The organism is Burkholderia sp. AU31652, assembly GCF_002223155.1.
Lineage (GTDB): Bacteria > Pseudomonadota > Gammaproteobacteria > Burkholderiales > Burkholderiaceae > Burkholderia.
In genome coordinates this window covers 113,550-133,686 of the sequence record NZ_NKFG01000002.1, presented here as the reverse complement: position 1 = coordinate 133,686, position 20,137 = coordinate 113,550, and the positions used below count along the sequence as shown (strand labels likewise).

Here is a 20,137-nt window from a genome sequence, read left to right as displayed (position 1 = left end):
TCGATCGTATCTTCGAATGAAATGGCGCGATGCATGACCGCTGCGCCGCCGGGAGCGAGATCCCGGTCGGCCCCCACCTGCGACGCGGGCACGTCGTCGCGAGCGGGTTGCGCACGTTCCCGGTCCGGCAGTGCCGCCGCGACGGGAACGTGCAACGTTATGGTCGCCTCATGACGCGACCGTGACAGAGAAACGGGGCGCGCCACACACCGCTTTCGGTTCGATGCCGCCACGATCGACGAAGACGGACCGTATCGCCTGTCAGGCCATCAGTTGTCCGCTCGCCGGGCGTTTCGTACCCTTCATCGCGGATCGACCGAATACGTGTGTTGCATGCCGTGGTCCGAGAAAACTCAGGCCGGAGCAGCGCCAGCATTTCGCTAAAGCACCTCACGGCAACCGATGTAAAATCGCGCGGGCATTCCTCAGACGCTATCCGAGAGCGCTGCAAATATAACGAAAGGCTTACGATGAACGTGCAGAACCTTGCTGCCGCGCTACGTGGCGGCCTGATTCAGCAGGACCGGCTGTTGAAGCTTGATACACCGCTTGGTGCAAACGCGCTGACGGTACTCCGGGCCGTCGGCCGATCGACAATCGGTCGCGACTATGCTTTCACGCTGGACGTGGTATCGCCCGATAACGCCATCGAGCTGAAAAAGCTCATCGCGCAACCCGTCACGCTCTGGCTTTCGCAGGTAAACGGGCAGTATCGCCCCATCCATGGCTATATCTACACGGCACGCCAGCTGGGCGTGGATGGCGGGCTGACGACGTATCAGATCACGCTGCAAGCATGGATGCACGTGCTGAAATTCCGCCGCGATCAGAAGATCTGGATCGATAAGACGGCCGACGACATCGTATCCGACGTGCTGAACCAACACCCGGAAGCGCGCGGCCGGTTTCGGTTCGCACTGTCGCAAACGCTGCCGAACCGGTCGTACACCCGGCAGAGCGAAACTGACTGGCATTTCGTGCACCGCCTGCTTGAGAGCGAAGGCCTGTTCGGTTACTGGGAACAGGCCGACGACGGACAATCGCACACGCTCGTGATCACCGACAGGCTGGCAGCATGTCCGGAGCTGTCGCCAACGACGGTTTCGTTTTACCGAGGCGGAACCCGCATCGAAGCAGACGGGTTGACGCAATGGTCGGGTACGCGCACGCTGCAGAGCGTCACGCACACGACACGCACGTTCGACTACAAGAATCCTTCGCAGCCGTCGAACCCGAAAGGCACGACACTGCCGACGATGGGCGGACAGGGTGAGTTGCCCGATCAGCTCGAGATCTACGAGTACACCGGCGCGTACACCTTCCAGCAACAGCAGCATGGCGACCGGCTTTCCCACATCCGCATGGAAGAATGGGAATCGCGCGCCAAACGGTTCCACGGCGTCGGGGGCGCGCGAGCCATCGATGCCGGGCGGCGTTTCGTGCTGTCGGGCCATCCCGTACACGATCGCGACCCGGCAGACCAACGCGAATTCGCGACGATTTCGGTGACGTGGTGGATCGAAAACAACCTGCCTGCCACTCGCATGCGGGACTTTCCGCACAGTCTGCACCGCGACATCGACAAGGCCCGGACGAACCGGTCGGGCAACACGCCGACCACCCCGTCGCACGATGACGATTCGGCCGGTTTCTATCTCGTCGAAGTCGAGGCGCAGCGCGTGAGCGTGCCGTATCGCAGCCCGTTCGAACATCACAAGCCGGACATGCACCTCGAGACGGCGATCGTCGTCGGGCCGCAGGGCGAGGAGGTCTATACCGACGAGTTGAACCGGATCCGCGTGCAGTTCGTGTGGGACCGCTTGAATCCGGGCAACGAGAACGCGTCGTGCTGGGTACGCGTCGTGCAATCGGATACGGGCGGCGGCTACGGCGGCGTGCACGTGCCGCGCATCGGCGAGGAAGTGCTGATCGACTACGTCGGCGGCGACTGCGACCGGCCGCTCGCGGTCGGGCGCGTGTACAACGGCGCGAACCAGCCGCAATGGCATACCGACGGGATCCTGTCCGGGTATCGGTCGAAGGAGTATTCGGGCGGCGGCTACAACCAGCTCGTGATGGACGACGCGACCGGGCAGAACCGCGTGCAGCTGATGAGCAGCAGCGCGAACAGCCTGCTGCATCTGGGCTACATCATCGACCAGAGCGGCAATTCGCGCGGATCGTATCTCGGCAGCGGGTTCGACCTGCGCTCGGATGCGTATGGCGCGGTGCGGGCGAGCCAGGGCCTGTACGTCACCACCCATCCGAAGGCGGCGAACAGCCAGCCGCTCGACGTGAAGGAGGCGCAGCAGCAGCTCGTGACGGGAGAAAGCCTCGTCGAGGCGATGTCGGGCGTGAGCGAGCAGCATCAGGCGGAAAGCCTGAAGGACGCGCAGGACACGATGCGCGCGTTCACGGATGCGACGCAGGCCAGCGCATCGGGCAGCGCGTCCGGCGGGCGCACGGCAGGCGGCGGCACGGGTAACGCGAACGCGTTCAAGGAGCCGGTGATGCTGTTCGGCAGCCCGTCTGGGATCGGGATGTCGACGCAGCAGTCGGTGCATGTAGTCGCGAACGATCACGTGAACGTGGCGAGCGGGCAGAGCGTGCACGTGGCCGCAGGCAAGTCGCTGATCGGGAGCATCGGGCAGAAGCTGAGCCTGTTCGTGCAGAACGCGGGGATGAAGCTGTTCGCGGGCAAGGGCAAGGTGGAGATCCAGGCGCAGTCGGACAACATCGAGGTGACCGCGCAGAAGGCGGTGAAGGTGGTGTCGGCGACGGACCGGATCGAGATCGCGGCCGATCAGGGGATCCTGCTGACGAGCGGCGGAGCATACATCCGGATCAAGGATGGCAACGTCGAGGTTCATGCGCCCGGGAAAATCGATATCAAGGGTGCGTCGCATACGTTCGCGGGGCCGGCGAGCATGGGGTATCCGTTGCCGAGCCCGCGGCCGGATCAGCCGGGGCAGTTGGAGTTGCTGCATCGTTACGCCAACGGCCAACCAGTGAAAGGCGGCACGTTCTCCGTATTCGACGCAAGCGGCGGCTTGCTCAGGAGCGGCGCGCTCGACAACAGCGGTCACATGGTCGTGAGTGGACTGCCAGCCGGTGCGGCTCAAGTGAAGTTCGGCCATGATCCGCGCGATCAGGGCCAGGATGCCAGCCTCTTCCCCGTTGAACGCTGGCCAGCGCAGCCGCAGCAGAATGGCGCCGCCGACGCGACGATTGCCAAAGATCAGTTGGGCGGCCTGCTGCCTGCGGCAGCAAGTGCAGCCGGTGCCGGCGCGTTGACGAATGCAGCCGGTCTCGCGAACGCCGCCGGCCCATTGGCGGGAATCGCCGGCCAGGCCATGCAGGGCGCCCCCGCCCTGGCCAGCGCTATCGCCGGCCAGGCCTCCGGTATCGCGCAGCAGGCCATCGTCGGGCAACTGCCGGCCGCCGCGCAAGCCGCGTTGTCACAGGCGAGCCAGCTCACCGCAACCGCCAGGCAGCTCAGCAGTCTGGCGCAGACGGCGCGCAACGCAGCCCCCGTGCTCAAACTGACGTAAGCACCGTCTCGTCCAACTCCTTCGGAAAAAAACATCATGGCCGATTCGGGCGCCCTTCTTCCCAAGCCGACCGACGTTTTCGTGTCGCCGCTCAACAGAATCCAACCCATTGACGTCGATGCATCGATCAAGGTGATCGATGCATGGCTGGTCAACATCAGTGGCGGACTGGTCAATGCCGAACGCCTCAAGATGGTGGCATCCGGCATACCGATTCTCGCCAACATCTTTGCCGCGGTCGACGTCGTGCTCGATATCAAGGCGATGATCGAGCATGGCAGCAAACCTGTCGACGTATTCGACTGGACCAATCTCGGGCTGGATCTGATCGGCGTCGTGCCGTTGCCACCCGGCACCGCGGAAATACGGGTTGCCGCCCGGCCACTGCTGAAGATCATTCGCCAGGAAGTCGCGAAAAGCGGCAAGGCCGTGCTGGAATCATCCGCGTACATGTTGCGGGACGCCGTGATCGGCGCGATCGCGACGAGCCTGAACGAACGCTTCGCCGGCGAGATCGAGAACTTCATCAAGCACCTGAAAGCGGGGCTCTCGGATCTGCTCCACAAATGCGCGGAATACATCGGCAAATTGATGACCGCTTTTGCCGATCTCTTCGCTCAGGCCGCCGGCGAAAAAGGCTTCGAGGTGGACGGCAACCTGCGAGCAGCCGAGCGCCACGCAAAGGACATCAAGGCCGGATTCACGTCGTACGACGCGAAGAAGGTGTTCCATGGTGCAGGCCAGTTCATCGTCGACTTCGCGAAGATCGAAGTAAAGGGCGTCGCCAACGTCGCGACCAAAACCGCCAAATTCATCGATCCGGCCGCCAGCAAGGATCTGCTGAAGATCTCGAACGAGCTGCGGGCAAAAATCCCGGCCACGATGAAGTATGTTCGCAGCCTCGACGGCAACGAGATCGGCAAGATCGGCTGGTTGATCGAGGTCGGCGAACAGGGCGTCATGCGCTGGCGTCAGGTCAATCCGAAGAAGCACATGACGGGCATCCCGTCCCGCGGACAGGCCCGTGTCGTGGCACAGCGACCGCAAGCCCGCAACGAAGTCATGAATCACTCGGCACCGGCGGAGCATCCCGGTGCCGGCGACTGCAAGCGCGGGTGCCCCGTGCCGACGACACCGGAGCGCAGCGTGGGCTCGATTGGATTCGCGCTCGGCGATGAACGGATCGAGCATGACGATTTCGTGCTCGATGGCCCGTTATCGATCACCTGGCAACGGACCTACCGGTCTTTCTTCGACGCCTACGACGAGCGGGGCGAACTCGGTGCGCGCTGGATCACGCCCTACACATCGCGCTTCGACATTCACGCCACGAAGCTCGTCTACCACGGCGCCGACGGCCGGAGTCTCGATTACCCGCTGCTGGCCCCGGGTGAGGCGAAGGACGACCTCGCCGAAAGCCTCACCCTGCTTCGCGTCGACGACCAATGGCTGACACTCACGCGCGGCCCCGAACTCGTCGAAGTGTACGAAAGGCACGGCGACAGGTTCCGACTCGCATTCGTCAAGGACCTGACCGGCAATCAGCTCACGCTCGACTACGATGCACCGGGACGCCTGTCCCGAATCATTGCGCCGCATGCCCTCGTCGCATTCCGGCATGACGCACACGGCCGCATCGTGGAGATCGTCCACCACGACGCAGACGGCGTGCGACTGGGCACGCTGGCGACGTACACGTACGACCGGGAAGGCGACCTCGTCGCGGCCGCCGATCGCTACGGCAATACCCGCTCGTATCGCTACGCCAATCATCTGGTTACGTACTATACGGATCGAACCGGACGCGGCATGCATCTCGAATGGGACGGATCGGGACCCAAGGCGAAATGCATCCGCGAGCGGGCGGACGACGGAAGCCACGCGGTCTCGCTTGCCTGGCACCCCGACTTCCGGATGGTGTCCGTCACCGATGCGCTCGGCAACGTGTCGCGCCATTACTACGACATCAAGGGCTACACGTTCCGGGTCATTCACCCCGACGGCAGCGAGGAATGGCTGTATCGCGACGAGCATGACAACCTGACGCAATACATCCATCGCGACGGCAGCGTCGAGCACATGCGTTACGACGCACGCGGCAATCTCGTCGAGCACGTGCGGGCGGACGGCAGCACGATCGCCATGACCTATGACGACGACATGCGTCTCGTCGGCGTAACCGATCCGCACGGCCATGTCTGGAAACAGGAGCACGATGCGGCCGGACAGGTCGCCGCTCGCATCGATCCGCTCGGTCACCGAACCGAATACAGCTACGACGGGCAAGGTAACGTCACGGCAATCAAGGATGCGAAGGGTGGCGTCGTTTCGCTCACCTACGACGCCGCGGGTCGCCTGACGTCCCGGACGGACTGTTCCGGCAAATCCACCGCGTTGACCTACGACGCCGACGGACGGCTGGCCTCCGAGCAGGATGCGTCAGGCGCCGTGACGACATTTGCTTATGGCGAAAACGGCCGACCGATCGAGATCAGGACGCCAGCGGGAATCGAGCGCGTCAGCTACGACGCCGAAGGACGGTTGCTTGCTCATGTCGATCCCCTGAACAACGAGACTCGTTTCGACTATGACGCCGCAGGCCGGATCGTGCGTCGGACCGATCCATTGGGGCACGCGACTACGTACCGCTATGACGGACTGGGTCACGTCACTGCCGTGGTCAACGCGCAATCCGCAACGTACGGTTTCGAGTACGACGCGCTGGGCCGGATCGTTCGGGAAACGGGATTCGACGGACGAACGATCCGTTACACCTACGGAGAAACGGACGGCCTGCTGCAGTCTATCGACGATGCCGGGCAAGTCGTGACGCTCGAACACGATCGCGCCGGCCGGCCGAATGCCCGCGCGGCCGGCGACGATTCCGAGCGCTTCGTCTTCGATGCGAGCGGCAGATGGATCGACGCAACCAACCGCCATAGCCGCGTGCAGCGCTTCTTTGATCCGGTCGGCAATCTGGTTCGCGAGCACCATGCGTACACGTTGTTCGGCGAAGCGCGCAGTTACGTGTGGCATCACGAATATGACGAGCTGGGCAACCGCGTACGGACCATTCGCCCGGACGGTCATTCGATCGACTGGCTCACCTATGGATCGGGACACGTGCACGGGATGCTGCTCGACGGCAAGGAGCACTTGCAGTTCGAGCGCGACGACCTGCATCGCGAAACGGTACGCACGCTGTCGAGCCGCGTCAGTCAATTCACTGCATTTGATCCGGCCGGCCGACTGGCCCGACGATCGGTGCAGCGCAACCAGGCACCGGCCCCGTTCGCCGCCCGCAGCTATCGCTACGACGCCGCGGGTCAGGCGGTCGAGATCGAGGACAGCCTCAAGGGCATCATCGGCTATCGTTACGATCCGGCCGGACGCCTTGTCGAATCATCCGGGCCGGCCGGTTCGGAGCGCTTCGCGTTCGACGCGGCCGGAAATTTCGCCAATCCGGATCGGTCGGCCACGCCCCGCCCGTCGCCAGGTGCCAGCCCCGTACGACCGGACAACACGCTACCGGCGAACGTACCGCGTGCGCTGGGCAATCTGCTGACCGAGTACGCCGGCACACGCTTCGCGTACGACCCACGCGGCAACCTCGTTCATGCCCGCTCACCGAGCGGTGAACGGCACTATGAATGGGACGCGTTCGGCCGCCTGACGGCGGCCCGCATCTCGACTCAGAACCGTCAGAGCCACGCGCGTTACTACTACGACGCACTGGGACGCCGGATCGCGAAGGAAGTCGACGGCGAACGCGTCATATTCGGCTGGGAAGGCGACCAGCTCGCCTACGAGACCGACGGCAATCGCAGCACGCACTACGTGTACGAACCGGGGACGTCAGTGCCAGTCGTCCAGTTCCTCTCGGGCTCGGGCATCGGCATGCCCACGCCGACGCACGACGATACCAATCGATACGCGCCGGAAAGCGACGCGCTGCAGCGTCATCCTCGCCGTCAAGGCGACGCCAGCGTGTTTTACTATCACTGCGACCAGATCGGCACACCGTTGATGCTCACGGACGAAGCCGGCGAAGTGGTGTGGGAGGCTTCCTATCGAGCCTGGGGCCATGCACAGGAAGTCATTGCGCGGGCATCACGGGCTGCCGGTGCGACGCCCCGCAACCCGCTGCGATTCCAGGGCCAGCAGTTCGACGACGAAACCGGGCTGCATTACAACCGCCTCCGGTACTATGATCCGCAACTCGGGCGCTTCATCAGCGAAGACCCGATCGCACTGCACGGCGGTGTGAATACGTACCAGTACGCGCCCAATCCTGTCGCCTACATCGACCCGCTCGGGCTGGCGAGAGGCAAATGCGTGATCTACTGGTACAACCATATCGGTGGTCGGACCGGGCATTACACCGTCAAGACCCTATCCGGCACCGGCAACGTGCATACCGAACAGGATATTAATGGTGACAAGACCTGGATCATACGCGTCAGTAGCCTCGCGCCAGGCGAACCTGTCAACAGCGCTACCTTCGATATACCGGACGTCGGCGCGGCACAGAAATTCCAGCGCGACAAGATACGTGCAGGTAGCGCGAAGACATCAGATGGCGCCTATGACGTGTTGAACAATAGTTGCATGACGCACGTAATGGACGTGCTCAGCGCCGGGGGAGCCGACGTTCCGACGCGGGGCAAGGCTGCGTGGGTATTCCTCAACCGACAGGGCGTCGGTCCGCGTGGGAAATAACCGATGACGAGGTAACGACAGATGAGGTCTCCAACGTTGTGCGCCAGGCACGGCGTCCGGCCATTCACCGTGGCAGCGAAACGCATCGACGACCGGATTCGCGAGCGCGGCCAGTTCGAGCCCGGTGAATTGGTGCGGGTATCGCTGGATCGGCCCAAACGCAGTCATGTTGCGTGGATGACGCGCGCGGATCTGGATGAGCATGCGGTAACCGCCAACCATGTCGACGGGGTCGAGCACGTCACCGAGCTGAGAAAGATTGCGTTGCTCGACCAGGCGTGCGAGCACGTTTGCCCGGATTGCCTGGATGAACTGCTCGTACGGTCAGGCGAGCAACCGCACTCACCGACGCCCGTGTCGCGCGCGTTCGACACGGCGATCGTCGCCGACAATGCGACGGTGAGCGGCCCGCTCGTCAGGTGCGACATCCACGGGATTGGATTCGGCTCGTGCACCTCGCCGGCCATGGCAGCCTTGATCGATCGGGGTGACGCGCTGCCGCACGGTCGGCTGATCAAGGTAGTCGTGGTTTCGCCGAAAGCCGAAAACGAATTCTGGTTCGACGAAGCCTTCCTTCGCCGCTTGCTCGGTGAAGATACCGATCTTTCCAGCGGCATTTATCGAATGGAATTGGGCGAGCGCAGCCTGCACCTGCTCGAAAGCGGGGAATCGGTATGCAGGTACTGCCTGGAAGACTGGCTCCGACGCAACGACATCGCTTAGCGATGCACCGCTCCTGACAGGCAACACCTCGTGCCGACCGGAGATCGTACGGCACGAAGTCGTGAAAGAGATTCCGCATGCTTGCGTCGGAACATGCGATGCGTGGAAGCGGGTATGCCACGCGACCCGCGTCGGGTTTGTCGCCTTATGGGACAGAAACGACAAAGGGCCGGGAGGCAAAACCTCCCGGCCCTTCGTTCAATATGGTGCCGGCTGCAGGACTCGAACCCGCCACCTGATGATTACAAATTTCCTTGTAAATCAATAAGTTATTGATATGCAAGGGAAAGCAACCGTAACGCAGCGCAATACAAAGTACTTTATATTCAGCAACTTAGCGTAACTGAGCGATTTCTAGAAAAACTTGTCCGTGTACCACTATTGCACCGGGCGGATGGCGGGACAGTTGCCCGCTGCCATCGCCCGCGCCTCATTTCCTCACCCCTCCCGATGAGGGACGCCGACGTCTCCCCGTCCCTGTCGTTTTGAACGCAGGCCACCACTTACCAAGCCGCGTCCGGATGGTAGATATCACCGACTGCTCTCCCTGAATCGATTGAAGCATATGCGTCGGAACCTCAGTGAATGCATGATGAGTCATTCTTTCTGGCGAAACACGAATGAAGTGCCGGATCACTACCGGTGAAATCGACTGCGGTTTCTTTGCGTCTAGATCGAAGACACAGATATAGGCGTTCAGCTTAGGCTCATGCGGCGCACCAGGATTAACTCGCAGTCGCTTTATGCCGGGAGACTCGTCCTCTAGCTCTGGCGCTCCCAAAAATGGTTGCCAGCTGTCCCATACGGACTCGGGAATCGCTAGCACTGTACCCGCAGCAGCTGATCCATCACCGGCCAAGCGGAACTTAAGTAGCATCTGATAGAACGTCCGCTTGAACACGTTGGCTATGTTGGGGCCCTCAACATTTTCACCTGACCAGTGCTCCAGATTACTCCTCAGCGCGTCAGCAAAAGATTCCGGATGGAGCCTAAGGCCATCGCGGAGATTGGAAACCGCGTGCTTGTACGACCCATGGTAGTCCATCGTTTGAATTTCGAGAACACCATAGCGCGAGACGTCAAAGCCTCCGTTTTCGGTCGGACAAATTTCGACAATGGTGACGTCAAACGAAAGCTCTGGTGATCGGTTCGTTCCAATCACAGAAACTTCGCCGCCGAGCTTGTCTTGGAAGAAGACATAACCCGCTCCATTTGCGCGAATTTCATCGGTTAGCCTGTCGAGTTCCGCGACGTCGCCGAGAATAGATACAGGAATCGGTTCGACGGCATGCGGAAGATTGAATATCAACTGACAGCCGCGTGAAACTATCGACGAGCTAATGACCCGGTACGGACAGACAAGCCAATCTTGACGAGCTCCGTTGCTTGAACTACTGATTGTACAAACACCTTTGCTGTTTTCGTTTTTAACGCAGTTGGCTGGATGGTGAAGAACGTCGCTGAGAAATGGGCACTTGTTCGCGCCAGCACCAGTTACTCCCCCGATATCCAACCGGACATCGGGATATATACGCTGTCCGAACCATTCACTGACGTAGTTTCCGCGCGGCTTGTTTTTTGCCATTGAGTTTTTTTTGTTGAAGTTTGACGAAGACGCTTTGAGCATCGAAACCAACGGCTTTTCGACCATGCTTCAGCGCTACTTCGAGTGCCCGGCCGGTACCCGAGAATGGATCCAACACGACACCGCCGGGTGGGCAAGATGTCAAGATCCGTGGTTCGATCAGATCATGAGGAAAAGTCGCACTATGCCCCCCCTCGCCCGGCGCAACGTTCACTGTAACTACGTCGCCAGCACGAGGCTCAGCTTGCGCAATATCGTAGTAGTAAGCTGGCCGGCCGGAAGTTGGCTTCTTCACAAAGTGGAAAAAGTGTTCATGCACAGACCGCAGTCGATCACCTTCTGGGCGAGGTACTGCATTTGGCTTATGCCAAATCACGTCGTTGCGAAGAATCCACCCCCTCTCCTGCATTGCAATCGCGAAGCGGGCCGGAATGAGAAGTAGATTCTTCTCCTGACGGAAACCGCCCAACGGAGTCTTGCGTCGATGTCGCTCCTCGGAACCTAAGCCTTGACGACCCTGCTCGCGAATGCTGGCCCACCGCGCGAAATAGGTGTCGCCGATATTTACCCACATCGAGCCGCTACCCTTCAGACCGGATCTAGCCTTGTCCAGAATTTCGGCCAAGTGCTGCACGAACCACTCAGGATACGGTTCCAAGCCCAGCAGACCACCTCGGCTTCTATACCAGTGGTAGCCTGGGCTGACGGCACCAATCTTCCGAACTGTCGGAATATCGTTGAAGTAGTCCCAGTTATGAGACAGGCCATAGTCGCGATGCCCCCAGTACGGCGGGGATGTGATGATCAAATCAACAGAAGCCTTGGGAAGGGTCTCGAACAGATCAAACGCGTCGCCGTGATGCACCTGCACCACGGGATCCTGTTCATGCTGCGTTGACTCGGCAGCGGGTGCGATAGCGGCTATACGTTGTTCCATCCCGCAATCTTATCGTATTTGAACAGGCTGCTGCCGCCTGATCAGACACTGGACACGACGGCTAACCGATCGCTGCAACTTCGCGCGGACAGGACTCTGGCTCGCGTTACGAACAGCAATCCACAGCACCGTCGCTGCCCGATGTGGCCTCCGGCTCGGCCCACTCGCACTCCCCTGTTGGAGGGGGTCGCCTATACGGCGAGGGGACGGATTGTCCCGTCCTCCCGACCGGAAGGGATGCGGCATCCCCCCCGGCACACCACGACGACCGTTTACAACATCTCACCGATCCGGCGAAACCAACCTTGCACCTCGCCAGCAGGATCGCGCGCAACTAGACGTTCCGCTGTCATCAGCGGAAACGCCCTATCGGCAAGGCGCAACTTTGCCGCCCCATCTTTCATCACACCGTCAAATTTCTGCTGTGCGGAGTAGGCTTCGGCGAATAGCCTTGGAACAGCTTTTCCGTCTGCTCCGGGCTCGTCAACGACGATGACGTCGACGCCGAAGGCGTCTCTAATAGCATCTGCATGTAGATAGCATTCGATCTCATACTTCATCGTCTGCGTCGCCCATGAACCGTCCGTCCGCAGGTTCACCTCAGCAACCGATTGCGCATACTGGGGAACATCACGGTCATAAATGTGGACTTCGGGACGATTGAGCGAGCGCAAGTAGTGCTCTGCGACCCAGTGCTTGAGCGTTGACCCGCCGAGCAATACGAAGGCAACGCGCTCGTCACTGGCCAGATCTGGCACAGTCTCATCGGCCGCATGAAGCGCCTGACTAAGAGATTTGAGCGCGACCACATCGGTTGGCCCTTCAACACAGAGAAGAACCTTGACTCGGCTATCGGGCACTACGCCAAGCGTTTCGGCCACCTGCCCAAAGACGTCAGCACCCTCCTGCACCACGGGATTGCGCTTTTCATCACGCGTCACGAATCTAATACTTGCGGTAGGCAAATCTGACGCAAAACCGGGACTGTGCGTCGTGAGCAATACCTGACACCCGAACTCCGAAGACAATGCCTTAAACGACTCGATTAGAACACGCTGATTGTTCGGATGCTGAGCGGTTTCTGGCTCCTCGATTGCGTAAATGATGCTCCGACTTGTGCCGGTTTTTAGGCGCCGTTCCGCTTCCGCCTTGAAAAAACTGACCAGAACAAGGCGGCGGACTCCGCTACCGCGCTTGTTCAGGGGAATACCGTCGTCCGTGTCCAATCCCACCGAAAACAACCCCGTCCACTTGGCTGCAGTCGGTGGCAAAAATTGCGGCGTCAACTCTTTAGCCAAATTGGGGTCGATTGTTTTCAGGGCCTCATGGGTATTTTTCGCGATTAACTCAGCCTTTTCTCTCACCTTTTCTTGAATTCGGCCGATATCATCCTGCACCTCCGCAATGGCAGCAGCCACCGCCGCCTTCATCGGGTTTTGCACCTCTCCGTCGGAATCCCTGCTGCTCCGGTCGCTCTGAAACAACGCAAACATCGGCAGGTAATTCTCAAGCTGGTCCCAAATCCGCTTGCTATCTTCTTTTGGTTTAGTAACAGAAAGTTCGACTTCTTTCAGCTCCAAATCCTTTGCTGCAGCCCAAAGTGCCTGCCGCATGCCCGGATTTCCCTTAAGCGCAACATCGATCTTTTGCTCTTTGATGAGTTTTTGTAGATCCTTTTCCTTCTGCTCGAGAAGGTCCGACACGCCGAGAGCAGTTGGATGGTTCGCCAAGATGAAAACTTCCACAGACGGGGTTTTCTTGCTGCAATCGAAAACTTTCTTTATTTTTAGCGTGCCTTTATCAGAAAGCAGATATTCTGCCGCGAGACTCGTTTCGGCTCCCGCATCAAGACTCAGCGCCGGAGGAAGATCGGAGAATTCACACGCAATCGAAACTTGACCATCACCGCTATAAATATTCGCATCACCCTGCTCAATCTTGACTGTGTCGTTATTGAAGAAGATTTCCAATGCCTCAAGAATTGACGATTTTCCGATATCATTTTTCCCGACAAAGGTTGTCAGGTCACCGATAGGCACCGTAACCTCCTCGCGATAGCAGCGGAAATTTTTGATTGAAACAGATTCTAGTCTCATCGCTTCCCTCTTAATTTTGATTTCCGGTCTTTTATAGGCGCACTTGTTTATAGCGTGGTGAGCCCTCACTACCTGCAACGTTCCCCACGTTGGTCCAACAACGCTCCCGCGATTTCATGTCAGCCGCTCCTTGGCACGTCTGCTGTATCACGCCCCTATGCTTTCGAATAACTTTGTTTCCCCCAAAATCATCATGGCATTACGGTCCACGTACCGATAACACTCTGATACAGGCACATATGGCGTTATCCGATGCGAGCCTTTCCTGCCGCCGCCGCACTTAGACTTACTTCGCCCGATTGAGTCCAGTGCAGCGCTGCTCAAAAAATAGGCACTGTATCACGCGGTGATACAGGCTAGTTCTGTGTCATCGCGTGATACTCCCCTAGTTCTGTATCGCCTCGTGATACAGAACGAAGTTAACGATTGAGAACAATACCGCCCGGGCTGTGGATGCTTCCTCGAACGGAGCCTGCCACGCACAATGCGCCGAAACCGGCGAGCAACCCGCGTCAGCGAAGAGGGGATCAGCGATAAACCCACCCGGCGCTGTGCGTGATCCCAAGAGGGCTCATAGCCAGTCAGCGCAAAGACAAAAATTGGACATTTACTGTCTTTCAACCGACAGCCGTTGTCTTTGGAGGTCCAATTTTTGCCCCGCAAGCGTCCCGAAAACCAGAATTCATCGTATTACGCGCCTTGATGCCCCCAGCACCCAATTGTTTTCCCCGGGCCCGTGGAGCCTTGGTCTAAGCCGCTGACGGGGCAAGCCCCGCCACCGGCTAAGACCGGGATAAATCGCGCTCGGGCCGTCCTACAGCCGTCCCGATCGCTCAACCCGGCCCCTGTGAGGGCCATCGGCCGATCGGCCCGGGGTCCACCTAGGCATATTTGTCTACAAAAATGGGCGACCGGTAGGTTGGATGGCCCTGCGGCTTGAAATCCGGCCCTCAGCGCCGATCCTGCGCATCGCCCAAGCCCACATACCCCCTCCGCCTTCAGCGGCTCACAGCACCGATTTTGGGCGAGAGCGGGCCGTAGCGTTGGATTGAGGTCTTTTTATCTCACTTGGGCAAGCCGCGCAGCGGCGCGTCAGGCCCGTAGGGCTCGATCGCGGGGAGCCGGTGGGCGGGTGCGGTATCTCGGCCGCGAGGGCCGGGACTGTCCACACCCTCGCGGTGTGGGCAGCGCAGCCGTCCACGGGCGGGCGCGGGTGAACCTCGCACCAAAGAGGCATCTGGGATCTAGCATGTGGCCGATGCCAGTCACCGCTACGTCCCGGCTGCCGGGAGTTTAGGCGTCTTGTGCAGCTCGATCCAATATGAGTTGATACGGTCCGGCTCGACATCAAGCCGACGAAGCCAAGCCTCGGTCGCAACCTGCGTGTTCAGTAGGGGAGCGGTGCTAGTCGCCGTCCCGGTTTGTAGCGTGCCGAGCGCATCTACAATGATCGGGCGCAGAGCGTTGTTCAGCAGCACGTACGCGGGCGGAGGCGCAGGAGGATGGCCTGGCTCGCCAGCAATACCCGTCTGCGGCGCAACACCGGCCTGAATGATCAGGCCGCCGTCGTCGTAGGGCTGCTTGCGGAACCAGTCCGGTGGCAGGCCCAGTTTGTCTACTCCCCCCAATTCCCGCACGAGGTCAGCATTGATTGCCGTCAGCCAGTCCACCGTCTTGATGTGATCGGTGAGCCGGCGGAGGTTCCGACGCATCGGGTCGCCGACGTCCAAGCCGGGGCCGAATTTCCGCGCCCAAAAATATTCCGAAGCCTCGTTCGGACCGCGCTGCAACAGCGACAAGTTCGCTGCATATCCTGCGTGCCCGCGCACCGCATCGAGTTCGTCGACGGCTTGCGCAAAGAGCGCTTGGAACACGTCCGGACAGAGCGTCAGGAAGGCTTGCGGGACAGAGAACGTCGCAACGTCGATGCCTCGGTTCATCGACGCCTGCCAGTCCTCGAGACAGAAGGTCGAAAATTCCATCGTGCCGGCCTCTTGTTTGTCCTCCGCGTTAGAGAGGGCCAGTACGAACGGCGCATCAGCCGGAATGCTCGTCGCCAAGGAGGCGAACGAAGGCCCCTTTTCGAACTCGACCGGCTGCTTGCCGTCCTGATACAGCCATCGGAGCGGAGAGCCTTTGGACGGGTCGCGGCCGGCGGCCTTTTCCGCCGCGCGCTGATAAGTCTGCAGCGCATCGTTGTATCGCTGGAAACAGGCGATTAGCGCCTTGCGTTTGGCCGGCGTGTGACCGCCCTTGAAGTAGATAACAGCACGCACGGCAAGAGCGGCGCCTACGATCGCGCGCTGGTGCTTCGGCTCGAACGCTCCGAACGGAAGCGTGCCCGCTCGGTTCGGGTCGTTGGCCCACGCGATCAGTTCATCCTTCGTCATTGGCATGATGCTCAAAAGGGAATCGGAAACGGAGAAGGCGGCAGCGCCGGGGGGATGAGCGGCGGAAACAGACTGCCCGAGCGCGCATTGGAACCACCGCCAAGGATGCTCTCAAGGTCCGTTTGAGTCTGCTTTGCAGTCGATCGCCGAGATTGCTCATCGGCATCACCGCAACCGCAATCATCCGGCGTGATGCCGGCGTATTTCGATTCGTCGCCGGCGATATCCATGTATGCGGCTTCCTGCGTCTTCGAAAACTCGTCGGGCGGGAACTTCATTTCCACCACTTTCCTGATGTTCGACTGTACAGGAGGTTTGGACGGATCGTTCACGATCACGACGTCGGGCCGGCGGAACCAGGTTTTGTCCTCTTGCTTGTACGCATCCATGCCGCCCGGCCAGTATTTCTGAATCCACGCCGGAAGCCACGGATGCGGCGTCGACGGGTCCGATGCTCGCATGATCGGCGTCGGAGGCTCGTTCCGCATGTCGTATGAAACTTCCGGCAGGTACGGCGTCGTTTCGCCGGTCAATACCTTCGAGGCGAGGTTCTTTGCTCGCAGTCGCTGTGCGACGCACGATTGGCGGAGGATCTTCGCATCGCGGCTGTAGACGCCTATCGATTTGCAGCGACATAGAGCGTCGCAGAGCACCGCGCGGTCTTCCGGGGACAAGTTGCCCTTGGTCATCCCGACCTGCGTGGTTTTACCCTGGCCGGCCCCCATGTTGCCCGATGCCGAATTCGTCATTGATCGCTCGCCGGGACATGTTCGAAGGTCAGCGACGACGCCTGGTGGCTGCTCAGCCAGTCGGTATGGCCGCTCGCGTCCGTTGTGCCCCGGATCGTTTGGCCGTCGGCAGACGTAACGGTGTATGGGTGATTCGCGAGGGGTTTGCGCGACTGGTCGTCGACGAGTTGGAAGCGCCCGCGATATGCGCCGTCGTCTTGCGCGATGGTCTGCGAGACAACGCTTTTGCCCGCGCCGACCGACCCGCCTGCGCCCGACGTCGGCTCCGCCGTCGCCATGCCTTGTGACGCGATCAGCGTCGCGCCGCAGGCTGTCTTGTCGCCGTCTGTCGCTACGGCTCGCCCACCGAATGTCATGCTGCGCACTCGGACGCCAACAATAGGATAGACGCCGCCACACTTCGGACACGACACCATGTCGCCCTCGAGCGCGAGCGGCTTACCGAAAACGATATTGGTCGACGTGCAGGCGAGCACTCGACCACCATGGCTGGTCGTGTCGCCTTCGCGAATGAATGCAGAACTCATGCAGAATCCTCACAGGAAATCTGCGGCGAATGTAGCACATCCGCTTTTTCTTGTTCGTACCGTGCTTCTATTGGTGACGTGTCATTTCTAGCGTATTGCCACGCGCGGAATCTCTTATAATTAGCCGGGAATGTACAGAGGCAAAAAAAACCGGAAAGCCTTACCCAGCAAGGCTGGGACTTGCTGCTGAATCAGTTGACGGAGAGGACATGAGCATGGTCGTAATCACGGACCGTGCGGCGCTCATGCAGCGCCTCATGGATGCAGTCATTCAGGGCTATAGCAGCTATACATCCGGCGTCGTCAAAACAGAGCGTGTACACGCGCTCTGTGAAAAATTCTCCGAACGCTATCTGATTGCCCTTAATCGCAATCAGCTCGCATATCGACGCGCAAAAGGCCAAGGTAATGCACGGTTCATTCTCGCTGATCTAGGCGACCAGAACGGCCTACACTGGTGGCTACTGGTCACGGAAGGCGAGCACGCTGCACACAAACTCGAAGTGCTGAAAGAGGCATTTGGGAAGGGCAGCCGATTACGTGTCGAAGGCTATGAACTTCTCAAACTCCCCCGATCGAAGAGCAAAGGCGGTGGATTTCACTATACGTGGTGCATGTCGCAGGAAGCAAAGCGGCAGTGGCGTTATCAGATACGCATCGCCGTTCGAGCCCGCCGACCGGACGACGCGGCAGCTAAAGTTTTGCGCCTGTTGTACAAGGCTCCTGGCTTCGATTCCATCAAGGCTCAGGTGGATAAACTCGCGGACTTTCTGCGGGGGGAATGGTCCAGAACCGGACACGATGTGCAGCACTTGAAGGTTCCCGAGTCACTGACGCCAGTTCCTCGTCTCGCAAGCGATGGGGTGCCGTTAGCCGAATGGATAGCCGCACGGTTGCCGCAAAGCGCTTGCTACTTGGAGGGAAAATGAACGACGGAACGGTCTCAAACTTAATCTCATGCGGCATCTTGATCGTCGGTCTCGCGTTCGCTTTCTGGTTCACGGCGGTGCTGCCGGATCGTGAAAGACGAGCTAAAAGGCAGTCGGGGCCAACCGAGAAATCGATCGGAAAAGGCCGGAGTGACACGTGAAGCTGGCACAGCTTCGCACACCTCGGACAGGATTTTTGTCGTCGTCGCAGGCGTCCTTCCGGTACGTGAACGAACGACAGATCGAATAATATTGGCGGTTGGAAACAGCTTGCGCTACCGCGCGATCAGAGACTAATCGCCGCCCGGAAGCGGCGTTGTGCAGTCAACGCATGAGCGATCGGGCGACGTTTATCGGCCACAGCCAGACGTAGAAGAGGCGCAGTTGGAGCCGGCTATTCCAGTTCAGGCCATTGAATTTGTCATCCGGGATCACCTTGGCCCACCAGCAAAAAACCATTCCAACGGCGACGTAGAGGACGAAGTACACAACAAGATAGCTGGTTGGGAAGCGCGACAGCAGCCACATCACAGTGAGGGCGACCGCAATATTCACCAGCCTTATCGATAAGGCTTCCCCCGGCGACGTGTTCAGATTGGACTGGAACAGCCGCTTCTCCCGTTGCTCGCTTTCGACTCGAATGACGTGGTCGGCGATGGTTTCTCCACGCCATCTGCTCCCGATGAACGGGACCACGAATCTAAAAATTACCGTCGCGGCCACAACAGCCATGCCTGCAATCACAACCGTTCGAAGTGCGTCAGCCGATACCTCGATCATCGTTACGTCCCCCTGCTTTGTGAGCCTTGTGATCCTTGAGCGTAGCTGTATCCGCCTCCACTAGACGAGCTGCCCCCGGTGCTACCGGTCCCGGAATTCGAGCCGCTACCCGCGCCTGCACTGCCTTGCGACCCTCGAGCGTAGCTGTATCCGCTGCTACTCGACGAGTTGCCGCCGGCGCTCCCGGCTCCGGAATTAGAGCCGCTGCCCGCCCCTGCGCTGCCGCCGTTGTTACCACCGGACGGGCTCCCCCCGCCTCCGCCGGGGGCTGCGGAAGACGAGCTTGGCTGCGGCAGGAAACGATCAAAATTCGTCTTGACGCCACTCGTCCATCGCGCTGCGAGATCGGGCAAGACCTTCAACAAACCGAGTGCCATAACGGTGACCAGGCCGGCAGTGATGATCGGGCCAATGATGGCCGCGTCCGGGTTCGGTTTGGCCGCGGCCGAGATGGCGCTGTCGTAGAAGTGCATGAAAACACCGAAGCTCATCGCCGTTATCGCGATGAGGATGACGTAGTTCAAGACCGAACCGAGCCAGTTCCCGAAGAGATTGGCGAGCGGCGGGGCCAGCAACATGAAGATGAAGAACGGGCCGAAGCAAACTGAAAGCGCGAGCAGGAACTTCGCAATCAGAATCGAGACAGCGCCCACGCCGCAGATCAGTAGAGTGGAAAGCACGAGCACGATGCCCAGAATGAAAGCCCCAATCCCGGTGCTCGTCAGTAGGCTCGAATTCGCGAAGACCGTGCGCATGACGGTCAGACTGTGGTCGATCGCGCCATCGATCAGGCTTGCTATGGCACTGTTACTCGCACCCAGGCTCCCGTGTACCAGCAGCTTGGACGCCAGCTCATCGGGCAAGTGGATGGCTGTACTGGCCAGCGTTGTTTCATACAGGCCACCGGCGCCGGCGATCCCCACAATCGCGTAATACTTGAGGAACTTCTCCACGAGGTGCGTGAGCGGTACGCCGCTCGGCCGCAGCATCGTCGCCACGCCATCTATGACGAGCATAATGGTCAGGCCAAGCGCCGCGAGCGGCGTGACCCATGCAATCATCCTGCTAACGTTTTCGGCGACGATCTGGAGCGTCACAGCATCCATGTAGTCGAATATCTGCGTTACCGCATCGAAGGCCATGGTTCGCTC

The 20,137-nt window shown here is 60.0% G+C and carries 12 protein-coding genes; 4 read left to right on the top strand and 8 right to left on the bottom strand.

Annotation, left to right across the window (positions count from 1 at the left end):
* Window positions 1–470 precede the first annotated feature (470 nt).
* The 3 genes from CFB40_RS02100 (at window position 471) to CFB40_RS02090 (ending at window position 8,993) form a co-directional block, all read left to right on the top strand.
* Complete coding sequence (locus CFB40_RS02100) at window positions 471–3,551, top strand: type VI secretion system Vgr family protein (RefSeq protein WP_089430523.1); 3,081 nt, start codon at window positions 471–473, stop codon at window positions 3,549–3,551.
* Window positions 3,552–3,587: 36 nt separating this feature from the next.
* Window positions 3,588–8,270: an RHS repeat-associated core domain-containing protein gene (locus tag CFB40_RS02095; protein WP_089430522.1), complete on the top strand. Its 4,683-nt coding sequence runs from the start codon at window positions 3,588–3,590 to the stop codon at window positions 8,268–8,270.
* A gap of 69 nt (window positions 8,271–8,339) precedes the next feature.
* On the top strand, window positions 8,340–8,993 hold the full coding sequence (locus CFB40_RS02090; RefSeq protein ID WP_089430521.1) for a hypothetical protein: 654 nt from the start codon (window positions 8,340–8,342) through the stop codon (window positions 8,991–8,993).
* 430 nt (window positions 8,994–9,423) lie between these two features.
* On the opposite strand, the gene CFB40_RS37730 is transcribed toward CFB40_RS02090, so the two are convergent.
* The 6 genes from CFB40_RS37730 to CFB40_RS02065 form a co-directional block, all read right to left on the bottom strand.
* Window positions 9,424–10,578: a hypothetical protein gene (locus CFB40_RS37730; RefSeq protein ID WP_179255240.1), complete on the bottom strand. Its 1,155-nt coding sequence runs from the start codon at window positions 10,576–10,578 to the stop codon at window positions 9,424–9,426.
* Window positions 10,541–11,515, bottom strand: coding sequence for a DNA-methyltransferase (locus tag CFB40_RS02085; RefSeq protein WP_089430520.1), 975 nt, complete (start codon window positions 11,513–11,515; stop codon window positions 10,541–10,543). The genes CFB40_RS37730 and CFB40_RS02085 overlap by 38 nt, the downstream gene beginning before the upstream one ends.
* 272 nt (window positions 11,516–11,787) lie before the next feature.
* Window positions 11,788–13,611: an ATP-binding protein gene (locus tag CFB40_RS02080; RefSeq protein ID WP_089430519.1), complete on the bottom strand. Its 1,824-nt coding sequence runs from the start codon at window positions 13,609–13,611 to the stop codon at window positions 11,788–11,790.
* A gap of 1,271 nt (window positions 13,612–14,882) precedes the next feature.
* Window positions 14,883–16,001, bottom strand: a complete 1,119-nt coding sequence (locus CFB40_RS02075) for a DUF3396 domain-containing protein (RefSeq protein WP_179255244.1) — start codon at window positions 15,999–16,001, stop codon at window positions 14,883–14,885.
* 11 nt (window positions 16,002–16,012) lie between these two features.
* The gene (locus CFB40_RS02070; protein ID WP_089430518.1) at window positions 16,013–16,750 is read right to left on the bottom strand and encodes a VRR-NUC domain-containing protein; all 738 of its coding nucleotides are present in this window, start codon (window positions 16,748–16,750) and stop codon (window positions 16,013–16,015) included.
* Window positions 16,747–17,277, bottom strand: a complete 531-nt coding sequence (locus CFB40_RS02065) for a PAAR domain-containing protein (RefSeq protein ID WP_089430517.1) — start codon at window positions 17,275–17,277, stop codon at window positions 16,747–16,749. The genes CFB40_RS02070 and CFB40_RS02065 overlap by 4 nt, the downstream gene beginning before the upstream one ends.
* Window positions 17,278–17,486: 209 nt before the next feature.
* Between CFB40_RS02065 and CFB40_RS02060 the strand changes: the two genes are divergently transcribed.
* Entirely contained in the window at window positions 17,487–18,206 is a 720-nt protein-coding gene (locus tag CFB40_RS02060; protein ID WP_089430516.1) for a hypothetical protein, read from the top strand.
* A gap of 324 nt (window positions 18,207–18,530) precedes the next feature.
* Here the strand turns inward: CFB40_RS02060 and CFB40_RS02055 are convergent, their stop codons facing one another.
* Window positions 18,531–18,986: a hypothetical protein gene (locus CFB40_RS02055; RefSeq protein ID WP_089430515.1), complete on the bottom strand. Its 456-nt coding sequence runs from the start codon at window positions 18,984–18,986 to the stop codon at window positions 18,531–18,533.
* 2 nt (window positions 18,987–18,988) lie between these two features.
* Complete coding sequence (locus tag CFB40_RS02050; protein WP_089430514.1) at window positions 18,989–20,128, bottom strand: type IV secretion system protein; 1,140 nt, start codon at window positions 20,126–20,128, stop codon at window positions 18,989–18,991.
* Between the last annotated feature and the right edge of the window lie 9 nt (window positions 20,129–20,137).

Bases quoted from the DNA above. Each gene is read 5' to 3' on its own strand.
- CFB40_RS02060 (WP_089430516.1), top strand. From the start codon at position 17,487: ATGAGCATGGTCGTAATCACGGACCGTGCGGCGCTCATGCAGCGCCTC.
- CFB40_RS02070 (WP_089430518.1), bottom strand. From the start codon at position 16,750: ATGACGAATTCGGCATCGGGCAACATGGGGGCCGGCCAGGGTAAAACC.
- CFB40_RS02080 (WP_089430519.1), bottom strand. From the start codon at position 13,611: ATGAGACTAGAATCTGTTTCAATCAAAAATTTCCGCTGCTATCGCGAG.
- CFB40_RS37730 (WP_179255240.1), bottom strand. From the start codon at position 10,578: ATGGCAAAAAACAAGCCGCGCGGAAACTACGTCAGTGAATGGTTCGGA.
- CFB40_RS02100 (WP_089430523.1), top strand. From the start codon at position 471: ATGAACGTGCAGAACCTTGCTGCCGCGCTACGTGGCGGCCTGATTCAG.
- CFB40_RS02065 (WP_089430517.1), bottom strand. From the start codon at position 17,277: ATGAGTTCTGCATTCATTCGCGAAGGCGACACGACCAGCCATGGTGGT.
- CFB40_RS02075 (WP_179255244.1), bottom strand. From the start codon at position 16,001: ATGACGAAGGATGAACTGATCGCGTGGGCCAACGACCCGAACCGAGCG.
- CFB40_RS02085 (WP_089430520.1), bottom strand. From the start codon at position 11,515: ATGGAACAACGTATAGCCGCTATCGCACCCGCTGCCGAGTCAACGCAG.
- CFB40_RS02055 (WP_089430515.1), bottom strand. From the start codon at position 18,986: ATGATCGAGGTATCGGCTGACGCACTTCGAACGGTTGTGATTGCAGGC.
- CFB40_RS02050 (WP_089430514.1), bottom strand. From the start codon at position 20,128: ATGGCCTTCGATGCGGTAACGCAGATATTCGACTACATGGATGCTGTG.
- CFB40_RS02095 (WP_089430522.1), top strand. From the start codon at position 3,588: ATGGCCGATTCGGGCGCCCTTCTTCCCAAGCCGACCGACGTTTTCGTG.